This window comes from Streptomyces sp. CNQ329 (genome assembly GCF_000482585.1).
In genome coordinates this window covers 188,325-209,799 of record NZ_AXVU01000008.1, presented here as the reverse complement: position 1 = coordinate 209,799, position 21,475 = coordinate 188,325, and the positions used below count along the sequence as shown (strand labels likewise).

The window sequence follows — 21,475 nt, the reverse complement described above, 5'->3', positions numbered from 1 at the left end:
TCCGAGGAATCGACCGCATACATCTCCTCGGTCGACTTCAGGTAATAACCCGTCCCGTCGAACTTGAACCGGTCCGGATCCGACAGATTCTTCCCCGTCTGAATACACAGCAGCGCATCATGCGCCGTCGCCTCATGCGCATACGTGTAATGCGAGTCATTCGTCACCAGCGGCGGAATCCGCAGCTTCCGCCCGATCTCCAGCAGCCCGTCCCGCCCCCGCCGCTCGATCTCGATCCCGTGATCCATCAGCTCCAGGAAATACCGCTGCTTCCCGAAAATCTCCTGATACGACGCCGCCGCCTTCAGCGCCTCGTCGAACTGCCCCAGCCGCAACCGCGTCTGCACCTCACCCGACGGACACCCCGTGGACGCGATCAGCCCCTCCGCATGCTCGGCGATCACCTCCTTGTCCATCCGCGGCCACTTCTGCAGCCACCCCTCCTTGTACGCATCCGACGACAACCGGAACAGATTGTGCAGACCCGTACGGGACGCCGCCCAGATCGTCTTATGCGTATACCCACCCGAACCGGACACGTCATCACGCTTCTGATGCGGCTGCCCCCACTGCACCTTCCGCTTGTTCCGCCGCGACTCCGGCGCCACATACGCCTCGATCCCGATGATCGGCGTCACCCCGGCCCCCGTCGCCTGCGAAAAGAAGTCATACGCACCGTGCAGATTCCCGTGATCCGTCATCGCGATATGCGACATCCCCATCTCACGACACGCCGCGAACATATCCTTCAACCGCGCCGCACCGTCCAGCAGCGAATACTGCGTGTGCACATGCAGATGCGTAAAAGGCGGCTTGGCCACGGCGGAGGACCTCCAGCAGACGACGGACGCGAGGGCGCGGGCAGGACGCTGGGAAGTCTAGGACGGGTCACTGACACCGCGGGCCCCGGCCGGGCTGAACCCGGGCCTCCTCTTTAGCACCGGTTTACCGTCCGCCATGGCAGAATCACGCCCGATGGAACATGCGGGCGTAACGATCAGGGTGATGCGCGCGGCGGTCTTCACCGCGCTGTGCATCAGCCTGTCCGCGGGCGCCCACGTACTCCTCTCCGCCAACCCCCTGCCGCTCGGCATGCTCGCCGCGCTCTCCGGCGGCGTCTTCGCCGTCGCCTATCTGCTCGCCGGCCGCCGCGAGCGCGGCTACTGGAGCATCGCGGCCCTCCTCGTGCCCCTGGAGCTGGCGGCCGACACCGCCTTCACCACCGGCCAGCACGCCTGCTACGGCCAGTCCGGCGGCCCCGTCGCCGGCTCCATGCGCTCCCTGGGGCTCGACCTCCTCTGCTCCGGGGAGTTCGGCACCCCGCTGGCCCGGATGACCGCCCGCGGTGAGGCCCTGGCGGGGACCGCCGCCAGCCCATGGCTCCTGCTGGGGGCCCACGTCGGCGTCGGCCTGATCGCCGCCGCCTGGCTGCGCCGCGGCGAGGCGGCCCTGGCCGGGCTGCTGCGCGCCGCCGCGGCCGTGGCCTTCCGGCCGCTGCTGCTGGCCGTCGCGACCGTCACCGTGGCCCCGGTCCGGAGCACCGGCCGCCCCGGCCGCCGGGCGGACCGCGCCGGCACCCTCCGCCCCCTGGCGCACCTGCTCCACTCGGTCCTGCGGCGTGGCCCGCCGTGCCCGGCCGCTGCCTGATCCGGCAGCCCGGCCGACCAGCACGGACCCAGCCACACCGACCACACGAGGACCTCCCACCATGAGCAAGCGAAACAGCCAGGAAGCCAAGCGGGCCGCGCGCGAGCGGCTGCGCATCGAGCGCGAGAAGCAGGCCAAGAAGGACAAGGTGCGCCGGCAGCTCTTCGTCGGCGGTGCCGTCGTCGGCCTGCTGGCCGTCGTCGGCGGCGTCGCCTTCGCGGTCACCAGCCTCGGCGGGGACGACGACGGCGGCAAGGACTGGGGCGCGGCGAAGAACGCCAAGCTCGTCCAGCCGGCGAACGCCGAGGGCAAGAAGGGCACCACCGTCGTACTCGGCGGCAAGGGCGCCGAGAAGACCATCGACGTCTACGAGGACCTTCGCTGCCCCGCGTGCGCGCAGTTCGAGCAGCAGTTGGGCGAGCGCGTCAAGAAGGGCGCGGAGGACGACAAGTACCAGCTCCGCGTCCACCTCGGTGCGATCATCGACGGCAACTTCGGCGGCAACGGCTCCAAGAACGCCGCCAGCGCCCTGGGCGCGGCCCTGGACGTCAGCACCGAGGCGTTCAAGGAGTACCACGGGCTGCTCTACTCGGCCGAGCACCACCCGGCCGAGAGCGAGGACAAGTTCGCCGACAACGAGTACCTGCTGGACGTCGCCAAGAACGTCGACGAGCTGAAGGGCAACAAGCAGTTCCAGAGGAACGTCAACAAGGGCACGTTCGACAAGTGGGCCCTGCAGATGATCGACAGCTTCGAGGACGCCGAGATCGAGGGCACCCCGACGGTCAAGATCGACGGCAAGAAGATCGAGACCAACATGCTCCCGACCGAGCTGGACAAGCTGGGCGCGTAGCCCTCGTCACCCGCGTGACGCGGCGGAATGCCCGTCCAGCTCCGCCACGAACGCATCCGCCACCCGCCAGGCGGACTGCGTCGCCTCCGCGTCGTAGTCCGCCAGGCCGGGGTCGGTGAACAGGTGCCCCGCGCCGGGGTAGCGGAAGACCTCCACGTCCGCGCCGGCCCGGCCCATGCGCAGGTACCAGGCCGTCTGCCAGTCGTGCGTCTCGTACGGGTCGGGGTCCGCCACGTGGAGCTGCACCGGCAGCTCGCCGGAGGCGGCGGCGGCCCCGTCGGCGACATCGGACGTCCCGTGCATCAGCAGCAGGCCCCGCGCGTGCTCGTCGGCGAGCGCGAGGTTCTGCGCCAGCGCACCGCCGAGCGACAGGCCCGCGTACAGCACCCCGCCCGCCGAGTACGGCGCCGCGGCCTTCACGGCCCGCGCCAGCAGCTCGTCCGTGCCGATCTCGTCCCTGACGTCCGCGGCCTCCTCCTCCGTCGCCGGCATACGCCCGTCGTAGAGGTCGGGGACGACCACTTCGTGCCCGGCGGTGCGCCAGCGCTCCGCCGTCACGTGCACGGCCGGACGCAGTCCGTACATGGAGTGGAAAAGCAGAATCGTCATGCGCCCATCGTGGCAGATACCGTCGGAGGGATCCGCGTTCGAGGGAGGCTCTCGTGTCCACCGAGGATGTGCTCCGGCCCGTCCTGGTCATCGGCGGCGCCGTCGCGGTCACCGCGATCGCCGGAGTCGTGGTCGATCTGCTGCTGCGCCGGGCCGACGCACGGCACCCCGAGACCCCGATATGGGGCCTGCTGCGAAGCTGCCGGGTGCCGCTGCAACTCGCCGTCCTGACGTCCCTGCTGCTGGGCACGTACAGGCGGGCGGACCTGGCCCACGGCGACGACAGCCACACGATCGTCACGCGCGTCCTGACGCTGCTGCTGATCGCTTCCGTGGCCTGGCTGCTGACGAAGGTGCTCGCGGCGGCCGTGGAGCTGACGTACCACCGCTACAAGGCCAGGGCACGCGACTCCGCGCGCCGACGGCGGGTGCGGACGCAGCTCACGATGATCCAGCGCGTGGTGATGTTCGTCATCTGCACGGTCGCGGTGGCCGCCATGCTGCTGACGTTCCCGCAGATGCGGGCGGTGGGCACCTCGATGCTCGCGTCCGCCGGCGTCATCGGCATCATCGCGGGCATCGCCGCCCAGTCGACGCTGGGCAACCTGTTCGCGGGGCTGCAGATCGCCTTCGGCGACCTGGTGCGCATCGGCGACACGGTCGTCGTCGAGGGCGAGTGGGGGACGGTCGAGGAGATCACGCTGACGTTCCTGACCGTGAAGACCTGGGACGAGCGCCGCATCACCATCCCCGTGTCGTACTTCACCGGCCAGCCCTTCGAGAACTGGTCGCGCGGCGGCCCGGAGCTGACCGGCACCGTCTACTTCCACCTGGACCACTCCACGCCGGTGCCCGCGCTGCGAGAGCGGCTGCACGAGGTGCTGCTCGGCTGCGCGCACTGGGACGGGCGCGGCTGGAGCCTGGTGGTCACGGACACCACACCGACGACGATGCAGGTGCGGGCGCTGGCCACCGCGCGGGACGCGGACGCACTGTGGAACCTGCGCTGCACGGTGCGCGAGGAGCTGATCACCTGGCTGCGGGAGAAGCACCCGTACGCCCTGCCGAAGGTGATGACGGCGCAGGCGCCGCTGAACGGGGTCGCGCTGCGTCCGGACGTCGAGGTGCCGTAGGACGCGGTCGTCGCTCCCGGGGCCGGCGCCCACGCCGGGCCTCCCGCCCGGCCGCCCCTCCGGGGGCGGCGTCAGATCCTTGCGGACCGGACCGGACCGGACTGCGGCGTCAGGCGCTGTCCGCGCGCACGATGTCCAGGGCCCGCCGCAGATCCTCCGGGTACTCCGACTCGAACTCCACCCACCGGCCGTCCCCGGGGTGCTCGAAGCCCAGCCGTACCGCGTGCAGCCACTGCCGCTCCAGGCCGAGCCGCCGGGCGAACACGGGGTCGGCGCCGTAGGTGAGGTCGCCGACGCACGGGTGGCGGTGGGCGGACATGTGCACGCGGATCTGGTGGGTGCGGCCGGTCTCCAGCTTGATGTCCAGCAGGCTGGCGGCCCTGAACGCCTCCACCAGGTCGTAGTGCGTGACGCTGGGCTTGCCGTCGGCGACCACGGCCCACTTGTAGTCGTGCACGGGATGGCGGCCCACGGGGGCGTCGATGGTGCCGCTGAGGGGGTCGGGGTGGCCCTGGACCAGCGCGTGGTAGCGCTTGTCGACCGTACGCTCCCGGAACTGCTGCTTCAGCAGCGTGTACGCGCGCTCCGACTTGGCCACCGCCATCAGCCCCGACGTGCCCACGTCCAGCCGGTGCACCACGCCCTGCCGTTCCGCGGCGCCGGAGGTGGAGATGGCGTACCCCGCGGCGGCCAGACCGCCGACGACCGTGGGGCCGCTCCAGCCGGGGCTGGGGTGCGCGGCGACGCCGACGGGCTTGTCGACGACGACGACGTGCTCGTCGTCGTGGACGACGGTCATCCCGGGCACCGGCTCGGCGACGATCCGCACCGGCGCCGCCGGCGGGGGCATCTCGACCTCCAGCCACGCGCCCGCCGTCACCCGGTCCGACTTGCCGGCCTCCTGACCGTCGACGAGGACCTTGCCGGCGCCGGCCAGTTCGGCGGCCTTGGTCCTGGAGAACCCGAACATCCGGGCGAGCGCGGCGTCGAGCCGCTCGCCTTCGAGGCCGTCGGGTACGGGCAGGGTGCGGATCTCGGGAACGGTACTCACCCGGGAAGTATCGCAGGCGTGTACGGCGGCCTACGTCAGCCGCGGTGGAGGGTGCCGTCGGGGTCCAGGCCGCGGAAGGAGAGGATGACGATGAGGATGCCGCCGCAGACGATCGCGGAGTCCGCGAGGTTGAACACCGCGAAGTGCTCGGGGGCGATGAAGTCCACGACGTGGCCCTCGAAGAAGCCCGGCGAGCGGAAGAGGCGGTCGGTGAGGTTGCCGAGCGGGCCGCCGAGCAGCAGGCCGAGCGCGATGGCCCAGGGCAGGCTGTAGAGCTTGCGCGCCAGCCGGGCGATGACGCCGATGACGATGACGGCGATCAGCGTGAAGATGACGGTCATCGACTCGCCGATGCCGAACGCCGCCCCGGCGTTGCGGACGACCTGGAAGCGCAGCAGGTCGCCGACGACCTCGACGGAGCGGTTGTCCGGCTCCAGCTCGGCGACCACGATCAGCTTCGTGACGAGGTCGAGGGCGTAGACGAGGGCGGCGACGCCGAGGAGCACGCCGATACGCCGGGGGCCCCGGGCCGTCTCCGGCGCGCCGTCCGCGGTCTCACCGGCCGCGTCCGCCTCGCCGGCGGCCTCGGCCGGGTCCGCGGTGCCGGGGTCGGCGGCGGCCTTCCCGTCCGCCGCGGAGGTCCCCTCGTCCTCCCCGCGGGGCTCCGTGGCGTCCCCGCTGATCCGCTCCGCCTCTGTCACGTGTGCCCTCCGGTGCGCTGACTGGGGTCGAGAGTACGGCACACCCGTACGAGCCGTCGCACCACAGCCCGTCACCGCGCCACCGGCCCCGTCAACGCCTCCGGCGACCCTCAGCGGCGCTCCTGCCGCTGCTTGCACTCCACGCACAGCGTGGCCCGCGGGAACGCCTGCATCCGCGCTTTGCCGATCGGCTTGCCGCAGGACTCGCAGCGCCCGTACGTGCCGTCGTCCAGCCGCAGGAGGGCGCGCTCGGTCTGCATCAGCCGCTCCCGGGCACCCGCGGCGAGCGCCATCTCGTGCTCGCGCGAGATGTTCTTCGTCCCCGTGTCGGCCTGGTCGTCCCCGGCGCCGCCGCCGGAGTCGCGCATCAGCCCGCTGACGGCCTCCTCGGAGGCCCGGATCTCCGAGCGCAGGCTCGCGACCTCGTCCAGCAGCCCCTGGCGGGCCTCCGCGATCTCCTCGGGAGTCCAGGGGTCCTCTCCCGGGCGCACGGCCAGCTCCCCCGGCTCTGCCGGGGCCGTCTTCCCGCCCGCCGCCTCGGCGACCGAAGCCTCCGCCACCTGCGTCTTCTTTGCGACCACCGTCTTGGCTCCCGTCTTCTTCCCCGGAGACGTCCTGGCGGACGTCTTCTTGGCCACCGCCTTCTTCGCCGGCCTTTTCGCCGTGGCGGCGGCCCGTGCCGCGGTTTTCCTCGCGGGCTCGGTCCTTGCGGCCGGCGCCTTCCCGGCCGCGGCCTTCTTCGCGGGCGGCGCCTTCTTCGCGGGAGCGGCTCCGCCGGCCGCCCCCGCGGTCGCCGCCGTCTTCTTTCCCGCAGCCTTCTTCGTGGCCTTCTTCGCGGCCTTCCCCGTCGCCTTCTTCGTGGCCTTCTTCGCGGCCTTCTTCGTGGTCTGCTTCGTGGTCTGCTTCTTCGCCGCCCGCTCGCCCGCGGCCTTCGCCGTGGCCCGGCCTGCGGCGGCCCTCTTCGCCGGTGCCTTCTTCGCCGCCTTCTTCGCCGTGGTCTTCTTCGCTGTGGACTTCTTCGCCGCCGGCGCGGTCTTCTTCGCAACCATGGCCGGGACCCCTTCACATATTGTGATCTTGTTCGCGAACGGTGCCGGAACGATAAATCGACACTGGGTCCGCGGCAACAGGGCACGCCATGGCCGACCGGTCTCAAAACGTTGTGCCCAGCCGCACGCCGGGTAATCCCGGGCTTCCGCTCGCCTGTCCGGTTTGCCGGAACTGGGCCGAACGGCCCAGCACTCCCGCGGCGGAAACCCGGTCGGCGGGGCGTACCCCGGGGCCGTACACTGTCGGCAGCGACAGGTGTGGATGGGGACGAGTACCTCCGTACGCAGCCGAGGAGCGACCCGGGGACGGTGCGAGCCCGGGCGGTGTGCACGGAGCGAAGATCACCCCGGAGCCGCCGGAAGAAAGCCCCCGGGCGAGTAGAACCGGCAGCGCTGCCCCAATGAGGGGGCGGTGGGCACGCGGCGCGCGCCCCGCCGCCAAGGAGGGTGGTACCGCGGGAGCCCCGGCTCTCGTCCCTCCGGTTCGGCCGTCAGCACGCCAGCCGGAGGAAGAGTCCCCGATGACCACGCCCCTGTACCGTCCGGTACCCGCCCAGGTCGACCTGCCCGCCCTCGAACACGCCGTGCTCGACTTCTGGCGCTCGCAGCAGGTCTTCGCCCGCTCCCTGGAGCAGTCGGAGGGCCGGCCCGAGTGGATCTTCTACGAGGGCCCGCCCACCGCCAACGGGATGCCGGGCGCGCACCACATCGAGGCCCGCGTCTTCAAGGACGTCTTCCCCCGCTATCGCACCATGCGCGGCTACCACGTGGCGCGCAAGGCGGGCTGGGACTGCCACGGGCTGCCGGTGGAGCTGGCCGTGGAGAAGGAGCTGGGCTTCAACGGCAAGCAGGACATCGAGGCGTACGGCATCGCCGAGTTCAACGACAAGTGCCGCGCCTCGGTCCAGCGGCACACGGACGCCTTCGCCGAGCTGACCGAGCGGATGGGCTACTGGGTCGACCTGGACGACGCGTACTGGACGATGAACTCCGAGTACGTGGAGTCCGTCTGGTGGTCCCTGAAGCAGATCTACGACAAGGGCCTGCTCGTCCAGGACTACCGCGTCTCCCCCTGGTGCCCGCGGTGCGGCACCGGTCTGTCCGACCACGAGCTGGCCCAGGGGTACGAGACGGTCGTCGACCCCTCGGTCTACGTCCGCTTCCCCCTGACCTCCGGCCCGCTGGCCGGCGAAGCGTCGCTGCTGGTGTGGACGACGACCCCGTGGACGCTGGTGTCCAACACCGCGGTGGCCGCCCACCCCGACGTCACCTACGTCGTGGCGACCGACGGCGAGGAGCGCCTCGTCGTGGCCGAGCCGCTGCTGCAGAAGGCGCTCGGCGAGGGCTGGGAGCCGACCGGGCAGACGTTCACCGGGCGGGAGCTGGAGCGCTGGACCTACCGCCGCCCGTTCGACCTGGTGGACATGGAGGACGCGCACTTCGTCGTCAACGCGGACTATGTGACCACCGAGGACGGCACCGGCCTGGTGCACCAGTCGCCCGCGTTCGGCGAGGACGACATGCGCACCTGCCGGTCGTACGGGCTGCCCGTGGTCAACCCCGTCCGGCCCGACGGCACCTTCGAGGCGGACCTGCCCCTCGTCGGCGGCCAGTTCTTCAAGAAGGCCGACGAAGCGCTCGTCGCCGACCTGGAGGCGCGCGGGCTGATGTTCCGGCACGAGCCGTACGAGCACAGCTACCCCCACTGCTGGCGCTGCCACACGGCGCTGCTCTACTACGCCCAGCCCTCCTGGTACATCCGCACCACGGCGGTCAAGGACGCGCTGCTGCGCGAGAACGAGCGGACGAACTGGCACCCGGACTCCGTCAAGCACGGGCGCTTCGGCGACTGGCTCGACAACAACGTCGACTGGGCCCTGTCCCGCAACCGCTACTGGGGCACCCCGCTGCCCATCTGGCGCTGCGCCGAGGACCACCTCACCTGCGTCGGGTCGCTGGCCGAGCTGACCGAGCTGACCGGCACCGACCAGTCCGCGCTGGACCCCCACCGCCCGTACATCGACGAGGTCGCCTTCCCCTGCCCCGCCGACGGCTGCACGCTGCGCGCGGAGCGGGTGCCGGAGGTCATCGACGCCTGGTACGACTCCGGCTCGATGCCCTTCGCGCAGTGGGGTTACCCGTACAAGAACAAGGACGTCTTCGAGAGCCGCTACCCCGCGCAGTTCATCTGCGAGGCCATCGACCAGACCCGCGGCTGGTTCTACACGCTGATGGCCATCGGCACGCTCGTCTTCGACAAGTCCAGCTACGAGAACGTCGTCTGCCTCGGGCACATCCTCGCCGAGGACGGCCGCAAGATGTCCAAGCACCTGGGCAACATCCTGGAGCCCATCCCGCTCATGGACCGGCACGGCGCCGACGCGGTCCGGTGGTTCATGGCCGCCGGCGGCTCGCCCTGGGCGGCCCGCCGGGTCGGCCACGGCACGATCCAGGAGGTCGTGCGCAAGACCCTGCTGACCTACTGGAACACGGTGTCCTTCCAGGCGCTGTACGCCCGCACCGCGGGCTGGGCGCCCTCGGCCGCCGACCCGGTGCCCGCGGACCGGCCGCTGCTGGACCGCTGGCTGCTCGGCGAGCTGGACGCGCTGACGACCCGGGTGACCGACGCCCTCGACGCCTACGACACCCAGCGCGCCGGCAAGCTGCTGTCCGCGTTCGTCGACGACCTGTCCAACTGGTACGTGCGCCGCTCCCGGCGGCGCTTCTGGCAGGGCGACGCGGCGGCGCTGCGCACGCTGCACGACGTCCTGGAGACCGTGACACGGCTGCTGGCCCCGGTCGTGCCCTTCATCACCGAGCGGGTCTGGCAGGACCTCGTGGTGCCCGTGGTGCCGGACGCCCCGGCCTCGGTGCACCTGGCGTCGTGGCCGGAGCCGGCCGGGTCCGGCGCGGCGGCGCACGACCCGGAGCTGTCGCGGCAGATGCAGCTCGTACGGCGCCTGGTGGAGCTGGGCCGGGCCTCGCGGGCGGAGTCCGGGGTGAAGACCCGCCAGCCGCTGTCGCGGGCGCTGGTGGCCGCCGCGGGCTTCCCGTCGCTGCCGGAGGAGCTGCGCGCGCAGATCACCGAGGAGCTGAACGTCACGACGCTGGCGACGCTCTCCGAGGCCACCGGCGGCACAGGCGGCGGCTCGCTGGTGGACACCACCGCGAAGGCCAACTTCCGCGCGCTGGGCAAGCGGTTCGGCAAGCGGGTGCAGGACGTGGCCAAGGCCGTCGCGGCGGCGGACGCGGCGAAGCTGTCCGCCGCGCTGCGCGACAGCGGCAGCGCGACGGTGGAGGTCGACGGCGAGACGGTGTCGCTCTCCCCGGACGAGGTGATCATCACGGAGACCCCGCGGGAGGGGTGGTCGGTCGCCTCCGACGCGGGCGCGACGGTGGCGCTGGATCTGGAGATCACCCCGGAGCTGCGCCGTGCGGGCCTGGCCCGGGACGTGATCCGGCTGGTCCAGGAGGCGCGGAAGAACTCCGGCCTGGACGTCGCGGACCGGATCCGGCTGCGCTGGTCGACGAGCGACGCGGAGGTCCGCCAGGCGCTCACGGACCACGCCGAGCTGATCGCGGAGGAGGTCCTGGCGACGGACTTCGCCGCGGGCGAGACGGCCGGGGCCGAGGGCTTCGGTGAGCCGTTCACCGATGAGCCGCTGTCCCTGACCTTCCGGCTCGTACGGGTCTGATCCGGCCCGGCACCGGCGGCGCCCCGCTCCCGTGACGCCACGGGGGCGGGGCGCCGTACGCGTCCGCGGCCCGGGCCCGCCGCCGGCACCCTGCCGGTCCGCTCCCCGGCCCCGTCCGCCCCGGTCCCCGCGGGCGGGCAGGCAAAAGGGCCGGGTCCCGCGGCGAGCGTTCCGCGGGACCCGGCCCTTGCGATATGCCGACGGCCGTCAGGCCGTGCTCAGTTGTCGTCCTCGTCGATGAGGAAGCCGCGCATCGGCGACGGCGGCTGCTGCATCGGACCGCCCTGCGGGCGCACCGGCGCCATGGGCTGCGTCATGGCCGGGGACATCTGCTGCTGGCCGCCGTACGACGGGCCGCCGGCCGGGGACTGCCGGCTCGGCATGCCCTGCTGGCCGCCCATCGTGCCGCCGCCCATGCTCGGGGGGCCGCTCATGGCACCGGCGCCGGCCGGGGCCATCGAGGGTGCCGGCGCGGGCGCCGCCGCCGCGGGCAGCGAGGCCGCCGCGGGTGTACGGGGCGGGGCCAGCGAGTCGTCCGCCTGGTTCTCCAACTGGCGAAGCTGGGACTCCAGGTACGACTTCAGCCGGGTGCGGTACTCGCGCTCGAAGCCGCGCAGGTCCTCGACCTTGCGCTCCAGCGTGGCGCGCGCGGACTCCAGGGAGCCCATCGCCACGCGGTGCTTCTCCTGCGCATCCCGCTCCAGGGCGTCGGCCTTGGCACGCGCGTCGCGCTCCAGACCCTCGGCGCGGCTGCGGGCCTCACCGACGATCTTGTTCGCCTCGGCGCGGGCCTCGGCGATCGCCTGGTCGGCGGTCTGCTGGGCCAGCGACAGCACGCGGGCGGCGCTGTCACCGCCGACGGGGCCGCCCTGCTGCGGGCCGGGGCCGCCGGGACCACCGTGCTGCTGCGGGGGGCCGCCGTGCTGCTGCACGTGCTGCGGCGGGCCGCCGTGCGGGCCGTGGCCGGGGCCGCCGGGACCGCCGGGGCCACCGTGCCCGCCCGGACCACCGGGGCCACCGGGGCCGCCGGGGCCCATCGGCCCGGGGCCGTGCGGACCGTGACCGGGAGGGCCGCCGGGGCCGCCGGGCCCACCCGGGCCCATGCCACCGGGACCTGCGGGCAGCTGGGGTGCGCCGGAAGGCAACTGAGGCGGGCCGCCCTGCGGCGGGCCCATCTGCTGCGGCGGCACCGGCTGCGGGCCCGATATGGCGGCGGGCACCGGCCCACCGTGTCCCGGGGGACCGGGACGGTCCTGCGGGTCGGGACCCTTGCGCATCCCCTGGTTCTGAGCCGCGGCCCGGGTCGCCGCGGCCAGCTTGGCCCGCAGGTCCTCGTTCTCGCGGAGCAGCCGGGTCAGTTCGGCCTCGACCTCGTCGAGGAACGCGTCGACTTCGTCCTCGTCGTAGCCCTCTCGGAGTCGGACGGTCGTGAACTGCTTGTTCCGCACGTCCTCGGGGGTCAGCGGCATTTCTTCACCTCAACGTAGTCATCGGCGACATCGGCATATCGACACTCTTCGTCCCGGTTCACCATCACCTCGCCGCGCCCACCACGGTGAGCAGGATGTAGACGATGATCATCAGGACGAAGAAGGACAGGTCCAGCGCCACGCCCCCTAGACGCAGTGGCGGAATGAACCGCCGCAGGAGCTTGAGTGGTGGATCCGTGACCGTGTAGGCGCCCTCAAGCAACACCACCATGGCTTTGCCCGGCTCCCAGGAGCGGGCGAACATGAACACGTAGTCCATGATCAACCGGAAGATCAGCACTATCAGGAAAACGAACAGCGCGATGTAGATCACTTGAAGCGCGACGTCCATCTCGCTGCGGTCCTCTCCCCTTCGCGTTCCGGCCCCCACGGCCGCTCGCACAGTGTTGCTTGGCTCAGCTTTGGTTGAAGAACCCGCCCTCTGCGATGCGAGCCTTGTCCTCCGCTGTTACGTCGACGTTAGCAGGCGACAACAGGAACACCTTCTGAGTCACGCGCTCGATGCTGCCGTGCAGGCCGAAGACGAGTCCAGCCGCAAAGTCGACAAGTCGCTTCGCGTCCGTATCGTCCATCTCGGTCAAGTTCATGATCACAGGCGTGCCCTCGCGGAAGTGTTCCCCGATGGTACGTGCCTCGTTGTACGTACGCGGGTGAAGCGTCGTGATCCGGTAAGGCTCCCGCTCGGACACGACTTTGGGCATGATCACCGGCGCACTCTTCTCCAGGCTGGGACGGTCAGGTGTGATGGAAGACACGGGAGCGATTCGCCCCGAACGCCCCGATTCGGGCAGCAGTCCGGCCGAACGCCCCGCCGGCTCCCGGTCCGTGGGGCGCTCCCGCTGCGCCGGCGGCGCAGCGATCGCCCGGGGCGGCTCCTCCTGCTGCGGCGGCGGGGCCTGATGACGGTGACGCCGCTCGGGCTCGGGCTCCGGCTCGAACTCGTCGTCGGGGTCGTACCCCGGGCCGTCGTACCCATCGTCCTCCACGAGGCCGAGGTAGACCGCCATCTTGCGCATTGCGCCGGCCATGCTCTACGCCCTCCGCTCTGCGGTGGATCGACCTTCGCCAGTGACGTGATCCACGCTGCCCTGCCTGAATTGACCGGGAATGAAGCTTATTTTCTACTGTGGTCCGACTCGTTTGGCGACGTTACCGGAGCTGAGGCCGGACTCCGAGTACCGCGGTGCCGACGCGTACGTGTGTCGCTCCTGCGGCAATTGCCTCCTCAAGGTCGCCGCTCATCCCTGCCGAGACCATCGTTGCAGCAGGATGCGCGACGCGCAGGCGGGATGAGATTTCCATCAGCCGCTCGAACGCCGCCCGTTGCCGTCCGGCATACGCCCCGGCCAGCGGCGCGACCGTCATCAGCCCACGCAGCCGCAGCCCTTGGGCCGCCGCCACCGCGTCCGCGAGCGCCGGTACGCCGGCGGGCGCCACGCCACCGCGGTCCCCCGTCGCACCGCTGCCCGCATCCTCGCCGGACTCCGCATCCTTGTCGAGCGCCACCTGAAGCAGACAGCCCAGCTCGCGCCCCTCGCGCTCCGCCGCGGCGGCGAGCGCCGTCACCAGTCGCGGGCGGTCGACGGAGTGCACATAAGCGGCGTAGCGGGCCACGGAGCGCGCCTTGTTGGTCTGCAACTGGCCGACGAAGTGCCACGTGAGCGGCGCTTCCGCGCCCCGCTCCGCACACCACGCGGCCTTGCCCGCCGCCTCCTGGTCGCGGTTCTCGGCCACGTGCCGCACGCCCAGGTCCGCCAGGCGCAGCACGTCGTCGGCGGGATAGGTCTTGGTCACGACGATGAGCGTGACCTCCTCGCGCTTGCGGCCCGCGGCGGCGCAGGCGCCGGCGATACGTTCCTCCACACGCGCCAGGTTCGCCGCCAACTCGGCCCTGCGCTCCCGGTCCCCCGCCTCGGACAGCCCGCTGTCCCCCGTGAACCCGTCCATCATTCCCCGTCCAGCCACACGTACCCGGCGTGCCGGCCCGTGGCACCCTCGCGCCGGTACGAGAAATGATCCCCGGACTCCAGCGTGCACACCTCCGACACTGTGATCATTCCCACACCGAGCGCTTCCAACTGCGCGACCACACCCGCACGGATGTCCAGTGCCGGCGTTCCCCGGCTCGTCGTCGCCCACGCCGCCGGCACCTGACCGGCGGCCTCCGCGCGCATCGCCTCGGGGACCTCGTAGCAGCGGCCGCAGACGGCCGGCCCGAGGTGGGCCACGATCCGCGCCGGCTCGGCGCCCAGTCCCGTCATCGCCTCGACCGCGGCCCCGGCCACCCCGGCGACCATGCCGGGCCGCCCGGCGTGCGCGGCACCCGCCACGCCCGCCGCGGGATCGGCGAGGAGCAGCGGTACGCAGTCGGCGCCGCGGGCGGCGAGCGGCACGCCCCGGGCGCGGGTGACGACGGCGTCGACGGCGGGCGGGGGCGCGTCGCCCCACGGCCCGTCGACGACGGCGACGTCGCGCCCGTGCACCTGGTGCATCCATACGACCCGCGCGGGCTCCACCCCGAGCGCGCGGGCGGCGCGCTCGCGGTTGGCCGCGACCGCCGCCGGATCATCGGCGCCGGCGGCACCGCCGAGGTTCAGCTCCGCGTACGGAGCGGCGCTCACGCCGCCCCACCGGTCGGTGAAGGCGAAGTGAGCGCCGCCTGTCGTGTATGTCTGCCCTATCACGGGTCGTACGTTACGTGATCAACCCGTCGGCTACTTGAGGAAGTCCGGCACGTCCAGCTCCTCGGCCTCGCTGTCCTGGTACGGCCGGGCCGCCGGCACCTGCGGCGTGGCGGGCGGCGGCAGCGGCGCCGAGGCGCCGTCCTCGGCGCTGTCGCCGGAGAGGGAGCCGAGGCCGCCGAACGCGGGGCGCTCCGGCTCCGCGGACCGGACGGGCCCGCTCTCCCCGGCCGGGTCGGCCGGGGAGTCGTCGCGCCCGCCGTACGAGCCGAGGACCTTGTCCCGGTTCTTCGACGGCAGTTGGCCGCCGTCGAAGCCGGCGGCGATGACCGTGACGCGCACCTCGTCGCCGAGGGCGTCGTCGATCACCGCGCCGAAGATGATGTTCGCCTCCGGGTGAGCGGCCTCGCTGACCAACTGGGCCGCCTCGTTGATCTCGAAGAGCCCGAGGTCCGAACCGCCGGAGATGGACAGCAGCACGCCACGGGCGCCGTCGATGGACGCCTCCAGCAGCGGCGAGGAGATCGCCATCTCGGCCGCGGCCACCGCGCGGTCGTCGCCGCGCGCCGAACCGATGCCCATCAGCGCGGAACCCGCCTCCGACATCACGGACTTGACGTCCGCGAAGTCCAGGTTGATCAGGCCCGGGGTGGTGATGAGGTCCGTGATGCCCTGGACACCGGAGAGCAGCACCTGGTCCGCGGAGCGGAAGGCGTCCAGCACGCTCACCTGACGGTCGGAGATCGACAGCAGCCGGTCGTTGGGGATCACGATGAGGGTGTCGACCTCGTCGCGCAGCGCGGCGATGCCGTCCTCGGCCTGGTTCGCGCGGCGCCGGCCCTCGAAGGTGAACGGACGGGTCACGACGCCGATGGTGAGCGCGCCCAGCGAGCGGGCGATGTTCGCCACGACGGGCGCGCCGCCGGTGCCGGTGCCGCCGCCCTCGCCCGCCGTGACGAAGACCATGTCGGCGCCCTTGAGCACCTCCTCGATCTCCTCCCGGTGGTCCTCGGCGGCCTTGCGGCCGACATCCGGGTTGGCGCCCGCGCCCAGTCCGCGGGTCAGCTCGCGACCGACGTCGAGCTTGACGTCCGCGTCGCTCATCAGCAGTGCCTGCGCGTCGGTGTTGATCGCGATGAACTCGACGCCCTTGAGACCGACCTCGATCATCCTGTTGATGGCGTTGACGCCACCGCCGCCGATACCGACGACCTTGATGACCGCGAGGTAGTTCTGTGGTGCTGCCACGTCGAAGGCCTCTCGCCTCGAGTTACGTCTGCCGTTTGTGGGGGTCCCCGAACGCCGGTCGAACCCTAAGCGTGAAGTTTAGGGTTACCGCAGCATCCCGTACCTGGACTCTTGGAACGAGACACTAAGTCGACAAGGCTTCCGCGTTCAATGAACACGCCGAACCTCCCGTTTTTCTTTTCACCCTATGTGATCAGGCGTTGCGGCCCCTCACGGGGGGCCTGAACTGCGCATATGTGCGTCAACTCGACGATGCCGCCGGGGCGCTGGGAACGCTGACGTCGAAGTACCGGGCATCGCGCTCCGCTTTCATGAGCGCCGCAAGCGCCTTCGACTTCGCCGCGCCGCGCTCCGCGCTGCCCCACAGCACGGTCCGCCCGCCGGTCAGCTCCAAGGTGACGGAGTCATATGAACGCACAAGGATAGTACGGGTGTCACGGCGCACACTCTCGGAGAGCGCGCCCGCAACCCGTACCGCGCCCTTCCGCAGCCGCTGCGGGCCGAAGCGGTCCAGGCTCGGTGAGTCCGCCACCTGCATCTCCACTATCGGCACGTCCTCGGGCGGAGTACGCACCGTGGCGAACCGCACCCCGCCGTCGTCGACTTCCACGAAGTACTCCCCCTTGCGCAACAGCACGGCCGGTTGCCGCTCGGTGATCGTCACCGCGATGCGGTGCGGCCAGACGCGGTCGACGTCCACGGAGCCGATACGCGGCAACTCCGCCGTCAGCCGGGCCTCGACCGCGCCCGGATCCACGGTGGCCATCGGTACACCCTCGGAGATCCGGGCGGCGTCCAGCACCTCGTCGTCGCCGAGCACGTCCGTGCCGGAGACCGTCACCCGTTCCACCCGCAGCCAGTTCGAGCCGTACAGGGTCCAGACCAGGAGCCCGCCGAGCACGGCCACCGCGAGCAGCGCGGCGATCACCGGCCGGCGGCCCGGCAACCGCAGCCGTCGGCCCCGCCCGGCCGGCCGCCGGGCGGCGGGCGGGCCGCCGGGCCCGGCGCCGCCGCGCTCCCCGCGGCCGGCCGCCGCCTTCTCGCGGACCGCTCCGGCCATCCCCGTACCCCCTGACTGGTGTGGTGAGATCGCCGCCCTATGATCCCCGTCTGCCGTCCACAGCCTGGTACACCATGCCGACGAGGAGTTCGTCGGCATCCCTCCGGCCGAACTCCGCGGCGGCCCAGGACATCTCGTGCAGCCGCTGGCGGTTGGTCAGCACGGGCAGCACCTCCTGGCGCACCCAATCCGCCGTCAGCTCCGCGTCGTCGACGAGCAGCCCGCCGCCGGCCTTGACCACCGGCTGGGCGTTGAGCCGCTGCTCGCCGTTGCCGATGGGCAGCGGCACGTACGCGGCCGGGAGCCCGACCGCGGAGAGTTCGGCGACCGTCATCGCGCCGGCGCGGCAGAGCATCATGTCGGCGGCGGCGTAGGCGAGATCCATCCGGTCCACGTAGGGCATCGGGACGTACGGCGGCATGCCGGGCATATTGTCGACCTGCGGCAGCTCGTTCTTCGGGCCGACGACGTGCAGGATCTGCACGCCGGAGCGCTGCAGGTGCGGGGCCACCGACTCGACGACCTCGTTCAGCCGCCGCGCGCCCTGCGAGCCGCCGGAGACCAGCAGGGTCGGCAGGTTGGGGTTGAGCCCGAACGCGGCGCACGCCTCGGGGCGTACCGCGCCGCGGTCCAGCGTGGCGATGGAGCGGCGCAGCGGAATGCCGATGTAGTTCGCGTGCCGCAGCTTGCTGTCGGGCGTGGAGACGGCGACGAACTTCGTGTAGCGCGAGCCGATCTTGTTGGCAAGCCCGGGGCGGGCGTTGGCCTCGTGGACCACGATCGGCACGCCCCGGCGCTTGGCCGCCAGATAGCCGGGCAGGGCGACGTAGCCGCCGAAGCCGACGACGCAGTCGGCCTTCGTGCGCTCCAGCACCTCCTCGGCGGCCCTGATGGTTCCGCGCAGCCGTCCGGGGACGGTGATCAGCTCCGGCGTGGGCTTGCGCGGCAGGGGAACCGCGGGGATCAGCGCCAGTTCGTAGCCGCGCTCCGGGACCAGCCTGGTCTCGAGTCCGCGCTCGGTACCGAGCGCCGTGATGCCCACCGTCGGGTTCTGCCTGCGCAGGGCGTCGGCGAGGGCGAGCGCGGGCTCGATGTGGCCGGCGGTCCCCCCACCGGCGAGTACGACATGCACCGAATTTCACCGCTCTCCGCGACGGCCGCCCGCCGGCGGTCCGTCACCTTGTTTTCCTGGCTCTCCTGGCCGTGCTCTCCGGCCTTTTTCCGGCGAGCACTCTTCTAGCAGACTGCAGCACCCCCGCGGGCCGCACGGCCAGCGCCGCCCGCGCCGCCGGTTCCTCGCGCGCGAACGCGATCAGCAACCCCACGGCGAACATCGCCGGCAGCAGGGCGGAGCCTCCGTAGGAGAACAGCGGGAGCGGGACGCCGGCGATGGGCAGCAACCCCAGGACCGCCCCGATGTTGATCACGACCTGCGCCATGATCCAGGCGGTCACGCCCCCCGCGGCGTACCTTACGAAGGCGTCCTCCGTACGTCCGGCCACGCGGATACCCGCATAGCCTAGAGCCGCGAAGAGTGCCAGCACCGACAGCGTCCCCGCCAGGCCGAGTTCCTCCCCGGTCACGGCGAAGATGAAGTCGGTGTGCGGTTCCGGGAGTTCGCCCCATTTTTCCATACTCGCGCCGAGTCCCGAGCCGAACCAGCCGCCGGAGGCCAGGGCGTAGATGCCGTGCAGGCCCTGCCAGCAGATGTCGCCGGGGCCCGGCTCGGTGGCGCCGATGCAGCGCAGCCGGTCCATGCGGTGCGGGCTCGACGTGAACAGCACGACGGTCAGCGTCACGGCGACCGCGATGACGGTGGCGAACAGCCGGGTGGGGGCGCCCGCGACCCACAGCAGGCCCAGCAGGATCGCCCCGAGGATCATCGCGGTGCCCATGTCGCCGCCGAGCATGATGAGGCCGAGCAGGAGCAGCGCGACGGGCACCAGCGGCACCAGCATGTGCTTCCACTGGGTGAGCAGCTTCTTGTCCTGTTTACGCGCCAGCAGGTCGGCCCCCCACATCACGAGCGCCAGCTTGCCGAACTCGCTGGGCTGGAGCTGGAACGGGCCGCCGAAGTTCAGCCAGTTGGTGTTGCCGTTGACCGACTGCCCCACCCCCGGCACCTGCACCAGGGCCATCAGGAACAGTGAGCCCGCCAGCATCGGGTACGCCAGCGCGCGGTGCAGCCGGATCGTCGTCCGGGAGGCGACGAGCAGCAGGACGGTGCCGAGGGCGGCGGCGACGAGCTGCTTGCGGAAGTAGTACGTGGACGCCAGGCCGCTGTTGAGCGCCTCGATCTGGGAGGCGGAGAAGACCATCACCAGGCCCAGCACGGTGAGGAGCAGGCTGCCGCCGAGCAGCAGATAGTACGCGGTCAGCGGCCGGTCCCAGGCACGGCGTACGCGGCGCGCGAGCCGGCGCAATCCGTAGGGCCCCGCGCCCCCACGGCCGGGCCGGCGTGCCGCGGGAACGGAACGGTTCGTGACGCGGCCCGGACGGCCGGGCCGCGGCGGGGTCTTCGGCGCCGCACCGCGCGCGGGGGCCGGGCGCCGCGCGCGCCGCTCCTGGTCCGCTCTGCTCATCCGCCGTCTCCTCGCTGGCACCGCACTCCGCCCATGGGCAACGAGGTTGCCACGCCGGCGCCCCGCCCGGGGGCGCGACGCGACGGTGCGCCGGTCACATCGGGGCGCCGGGCGCCCGGTCGCCGCGTACGCCGGGAGGTGCCGCGCACCCGGTTCCGCCCGCCCGGCGGGGCGCGCGGGGAGAGCCCGGCACGCACGCCCGCCGCGTCAGCCGGATGCCCGGGCCCCGCCGGAGGCGAGTTCGTGCACGGCGGCGGCGAAGACCTCGCCGCGCACGTTGTAGTTCGTGAACATGTCCATCGACGCGCAGGCCGGCGCCAGCAGCACGGTGTCGCCTTCGCGGGCCAGCCGCGCCGCCTCGGCGACGGCCGCCGCCATCGCCCCGGAGTCCGTCCGGCCGATGTCCACCACCGGCACGTCCGGCGCGTGCCGCGCCAGCGCCCCGGCGATCAGCGCCCGGTCCCGGCCGAGCAGCACGGCGCCGCGCAGCCGCTTCGCCGCGCCCGCGACGAGGTCGTCGAAGGTGGCACCCTTGGCCAGCCCGCCGGCGATCCACACGATGCCGTCGTACGCGGCCAGCGAGGCTTCCGTGGCGTGGGTGTTGGTGGCCTTGGAGTCGTCCACGTACGTCACGCCCCCGACCTCGGCGACGTACTCGATGCGGTGCGGCTCGGGGCGGAAGGCCCGCAGGCCCTCGCGTACGGCCGCGGGTCCGACGCCGTAGGCGCGCGCGAGAGCCGCGGCGGCAAGGGCGTTGGCGATGTTGTGCGGGGCGGGCGGCCGGACGTCGCCGACCGCGGCCAGTTCCTGCGCCGCGCGCTGCGGATCGGGCACGAACGCCCGGTCCACCAGCAGCCCGTCGACGACACCGAGCTGCCCGGGGGCGGGCGCGCCGAGGGTGAACCCGACCGCGCGGCAGCCCTCCTCGACGTCGGCCTTGCGCACCAGCTCCTCGGTGACCGGGTCGGCGGCGTTGTAGACGCACGCCACCCGGTTGCCCTCGTAGATACGGCCCTTGTCGGCGGTGTACGCCTCCATGGAGCCGTGCCAGTCGAGGTGGTCGGGCGCGATGTTGAGGACGGCGGCGGAGTGCGCGCGCACGGAAGGGGCCCAGTGGAGTTGGTAGCTGGACAGCTCGACGGCGAGCACGTCGAGGTCCGCGTACGGCCCGTGGCCGGCGACGACGTCGACGAGTGGTACGCCGATGTTGCCGACGGCGGCGGCCCGCAGCCCGGCGGCGCCGAGGATGGCGGCGAGCATCTTCACCGCGGTGGTCTTGCCGTTGGTGCCGGTGATCGCCAGCCAGTCCGCCGGCGGCCGGCCCTCCGGCGACGCGCCGCGCAGCCGCCAGGCCAGCTCCACGTCGCCCCAGACGGGGACCCCGGCCGCTTCCGCGGCGGCGAACAGCGGGGCGGAGGGCTTCCACCCGGGCGTGGTGACGACCAGCTCCGTGCCCTCGGGCAGGGTGTCGCCGTCGCCGAGGCGTACGGTCACGCCCAGCGGCGCCAGCTCCGCCGCCTGCGCCCGTGCCCGGTCGTGGTCCGCGCCGTCGACGACGGTGACCTCGGCACCGAGCCGGTGCAGCGCGCGGGCGGCGGGTCCGCCGCTGACCCCGAGCCCCGCGACGGTCACCCGCCGCAGCCCGCCCAGCGCGCCGGGCCCGCTCATGCCGGCTC

20 protein-coding genes are annotated in these 21,475 nt (G+C 72.3%); 5 read left to right on the top strand and 15 right to left on the bottom strand.

From position 1 onward, the window contains the following. Positions 1-821: PHP domain-containing protein (locus I003_RS0108075; RefSeq protein WP_027771063.1), on the bottom strand; the 821-nt coding region annotated here is incomplete at its 3' end. A gap of 184 nt (positions 822-1,005) precedes the next feature. Between I003_RS0108075 and I003_RS0108070 the strand changes: the two genes are divergently transcribed. Together I003_RS0108070 and I003_RS0108065 are read left to right on the top strand one after the other, a co-directional pair. Further along, positions 1,006-1,647 (top strand): hypothetical protein, encoded by a 642-nt coding sequence (locus I003_RS0108070; protein ID WP_078563812.1) that lies wholly within the window; start codon positions 1,006-1,008, stop codon positions 1,645-1,647. Between the two features lie 61 nt (positions 1,648-1,708). Further along, positions 1,709-2,500 carry a thioredoxin domain-containing protein gene (locus I003_RS0108065; RefSeq protein ID WP_027771061.1) on the top strand — a complete coding sequence of 264 codons (792 nt, stop codon included), beginning with the start codon at positions 1,709-1,711 and terminating at the stop codon, positions 2,498-2,500. A gap of 6 nt (positions 2,501-2,506) precedes the next feature. Here I003_RS0108065 and I003_RS0108060 read toward each other — a convergent pair whose 3' ends face one another. Continuing rightward, positions 2,507-3,109, bottom strand: a complete 603-nt coding sequence (locus I003_RS0108060; protein WP_037720347.1) for a dienelactone hydrolase family protein — start codon at positions 3,107-3,109, stop codon at positions 2,507-2,509. Positions 3,110-3,162: 53 nt separating this feature from the next. On the opposite strand from I003_RS0108060, the gene I003_RS0108055 reads away from it, so the two are divergent. Next, the gene (locus I003_RS0108055; RefSeq protein WP_027771059.1) at positions 3,163-4,242 is read left to right on the top strand and encodes a mechanosensitive ion channel domain-containing protein; all 1,080 of its coding nucleotides are present in this window, start codon (positions 3,163-3,165) and stop codon (positions 4,240-4,242) included. 109 nt (positions 4,243-4,351) lie between these two features. Here the strand turns inward: I003_RS0108055 and I003_RS0108050 are convergent, their stop codons facing one another. The 3 genes from I003_RS0108050 to I003_RS34595 form a co-directional block, all read right to left on the bottom strand. Continuing rightward, a complete protein-coding gene (locus tag I003_RS0108050; RefSeq protein ID WP_027771058.1) occupies positions 4,352-5,293 on the bottom strand; it encodes an RluA family pseudouridine synthase in 942 nt (313 codons plus the stop codon). Between the two features lie 35 nt (positions 5,294-5,328). Further along, positions 5,329-5,994 (bottom strand): signal peptidase II, encoded by a 666-nt coding sequence (gene lspA, locus I003_RS0108045; protein ID WP_027771057.1) that lies wholly within the window; start codon positions 5,992-5,994, stop codon positions 5,329-5,331. Between the two features lie 110 nt (positions 5,995-6,104). After that, positions 6,105-6,575: a TraR/DksA family transcriptional regulator gene (locus tag I003_RS34595; protein WP_486584133.1), complete on the bottom strand. Its 471-nt coding sequence runs from the start codon at positions 6,573-6,575 to the stop codon at positions 6,105-6,107. A gap of 49 nt (positions 6,576-6,624) precedes the next feature. Here I003_RS34595 and I003_RS34590 point away from each other — a divergent pair, with 49 nt between their 5' ends. Together I003_RS34590 and ileS are read left to right on the top strand one after the other, a co-directional pair. Beyond that, on the top strand, positions 6,625-7,179 hold the full coding sequence (locus I003_RS34590) for a hypothetical protein (RefSeq protein WP_078563820.1): 555 nt from the start codon (positions 6,625-6,627) through the stop codon (positions 7,177-7,179). 385 nt (positions 7,180-7,564) lie between these two features. Next, entirely contained in the window at positions 7,565-10,738 is a 3,174-nt protein-coding gene (gene ileS, locus I003_RS0108030) for an isoleucine--tRNA ligase (RefSeq protein ID WP_027771055.1), read from the top strand. A 218-nt stretch (positions 10,739-10,956) separates the two neighbouring features. Here ileS and I003_RS0108025 read toward each other — a convergent pair whose 3' ends face one another. The 10 genes from I003_RS0108025 to murD form a co-directional block, all read right to left on the bottom strand. Next, a complete protein-coding gene (locus I003_RS0108025; RefSeq protein WP_027771054.1) occupies positions 10,957-12,207 on the bottom strand; it encodes a DivIVA domain-containing protein in 1,251 nt (416 codons plus the stop codon). Between the two features lie 64 nt (positions 12,208-12,271). Next, the gene (locus I003_RS0108020; protein WP_027771053.1) at positions 12,272-12,559 is read right to left on the bottom strand and encodes a YggT family protein; all 288 of its coding nucleotides are present in this window, start codon (positions 12,557-12,559) and stop codon (positions 12,272-12,274) included. Positions 12,560-12,623: 64 nt separating this feature from the next. Continuing rightward, positions 12,624-13,256 carry a cell division protein SepF gene (locus tag I003_RS0108015; RefSeq protein WP_027771052.1) on the bottom strand — a complete coding sequence of 211 codons (633 nt, stop codon included), beginning with the start codon at positions 13,254-13,256 and terminating at the stop codon, positions 12,624-12,626. Positions 13,257-13,377: 121 nt separating this feature from the next. Next, positions 13,378-14,175 carry a YggS family pyridoxal phosphate-dependent enzyme gene (locus I003_RS0108010; protein ID WP_051368137.1) on the bottom strand — a complete coding sequence of 266 codons (798 nt, stop codon included), beginning with the start codon at positions 14,173-14,175 and terminating at the stop codon, positions 13,378-13,380. Next, positions 14,175-14,909 carry a peptidoglycan editing factor PgeF gene (gene pgeF, locus I003_RS0108005; protein WP_078563818.1) on the bottom strand — a complete coding sequence of 245 codons (735 nt, stop codon included), beginning with the start codon at positions 14,907-14,909 and terminating at the stop codon, positions 14,175-14,177. Before pgeF ends, I003_RS0108010 begins: the two co-directional genes overlap by 1 nt. Positions 14,910-14,942: 33 nt before the next feature. Then, positions 14,943-16,157, bottom strand: a complete 1,215-nt coding sequence (ftsZ, locus tag I003_RS0108000) for a cell division protein FtsZ (protein ID WP_027771049.1) — start codon at positions 16,155-16,157, stop codon at positions 14,943-14,945. Between the two features lie 241 nt (positions 16,158-16,398). Beyond that, positions 16,399-17,217 (bottom strand): FtsQ-type POTRA domain-containing protein, encoded by an 819-nt coding sequence (locus I003_RS0107995; RefSeq protein ID WP_027771048.1) that lies wholly within the window; start codon positions 17,215-17,217, stop codon positions 16,399-16,401. Between the two features lie 37 nt (positions 17,218-17,254). Continuing rightward, positions 17,255-18,349: an undecaprenyldiphospho-muramoylpentapeptide beta-N-acetylglucosaminyltransferase gene (gene murG / locus I003_RS0107990; protein WP_027771047.1), complete on the bottom strand. Its 1,095-nt coding sequence runs from the start codon at positions 18,347-18,349 to the stop codon at positions 17,255-17,257. A gap of 43 nt (positions 18,350-18,392) precedes the next feature. Then, positions 18,393-19,799 carry a putative lipid II flippase FtsW gene (ftsW, locus tag I003_RS0107985; RefSeq protein ID WP_051368136.1) on the bottom strand — a complete coding sequence of 469 codons (1,407 nt, stop codon included), beginning with the start codon at positions 19,797-19,799 and terminating at the stop codon, positions 18,393-18,395. Between the two features lie 207 nt (positions 19,800-20,006). Further along, on the bottom strand, positions 20,007-21,467 hold the full coding sequence (gene murD, locus I003_RS0107980; RefSeq protein WP_027771045.1) for a UDP-N-acetylmuramoyl-L-alanine--D-glutamate ligase: 1,461 nt from the start codon (positions 21,465-21,467) through the stop codon (positions 20,007-20,009). Between the last annotated feature and the right edge of the window lie 8 nt (positions 21,468-21,475).

Coding starts and splice junctions, on each gene's coding strand:
- ileS (WP_027771055.1), top strand. CDS start 7,565: ATGACCACGCCCCTGTACCGTCCGGTACCCGCCCAGGTCGACCTGCCC.
- I003_RS0108060 (WP_037720347.1), bottom strand. CDS start 3,109: ATGACGATTCTGCTTTTCCACTCCATGTACGGACTGCGTCCGGCCGTG.
- I003_RS0107995 (WP_027771048.1), bottom strand. CDS start 17,217: ATGGCCGGAGCGGTCCGCGAGAAGGCGGCGGCCGGCCGCGGGGAGCGC.
- ftsW (WP_051368136.1), bottom strand. CDS start 19,799: ATGAGCAGAGCGGACCAGGAGCGGCGCGCGCGGCGCCCGGCCCCCGCG.
- I003_RS0108070 (WP_078563812.1), top strand. CDS start 1,006: ATGCGCGCGGCGGTCTTCACCGCGCTGTGCATCAGCCTGTCCGCGGGC.
- I003_RS0108015 (WP_027771052.1), bottom strand. CDS start 13,256: ATGGCCGGCGCAATGCGCAAGATGGCGGTCTACCTCGGCCTCGTGGAG.
- I003_RS0108065 (WP_027771061.1), top strand. CDS start 1,709: ATGAGCAAGCGAAACAGCCAGGAAGCCAAGCGGGCCGCGCGCGAGCGG.
- I003_RS0108010 (WP_051368137.1), bottom strand. CDS start 14,175: ATGGACGGGTTCACGGGGGACAGCGGGCTGTCCGAGGCGGGGGACCGG.
- murD (WP_027771045.1), bottom strand. CDS start 21,467: ATGAGCGGGCCCGGCGCGCTGGGCGGGCTGCGGCGGGTGACCGTCGCG.
- I003_RS0108025 (WP_027771054.1), bottom strand. CDS start 12,207: ATGCCGCTGACCCCCGAGGACGTGCGGAACAAGCAGTTCACGACCGTC.
- I003_RS0108020 (WP_027771053.1), bottom strand. CDS start 12,559: ATGGACGTCGCGCTTCAAGTGATCTACATCGCGCTGTTCGTTTTCCTG.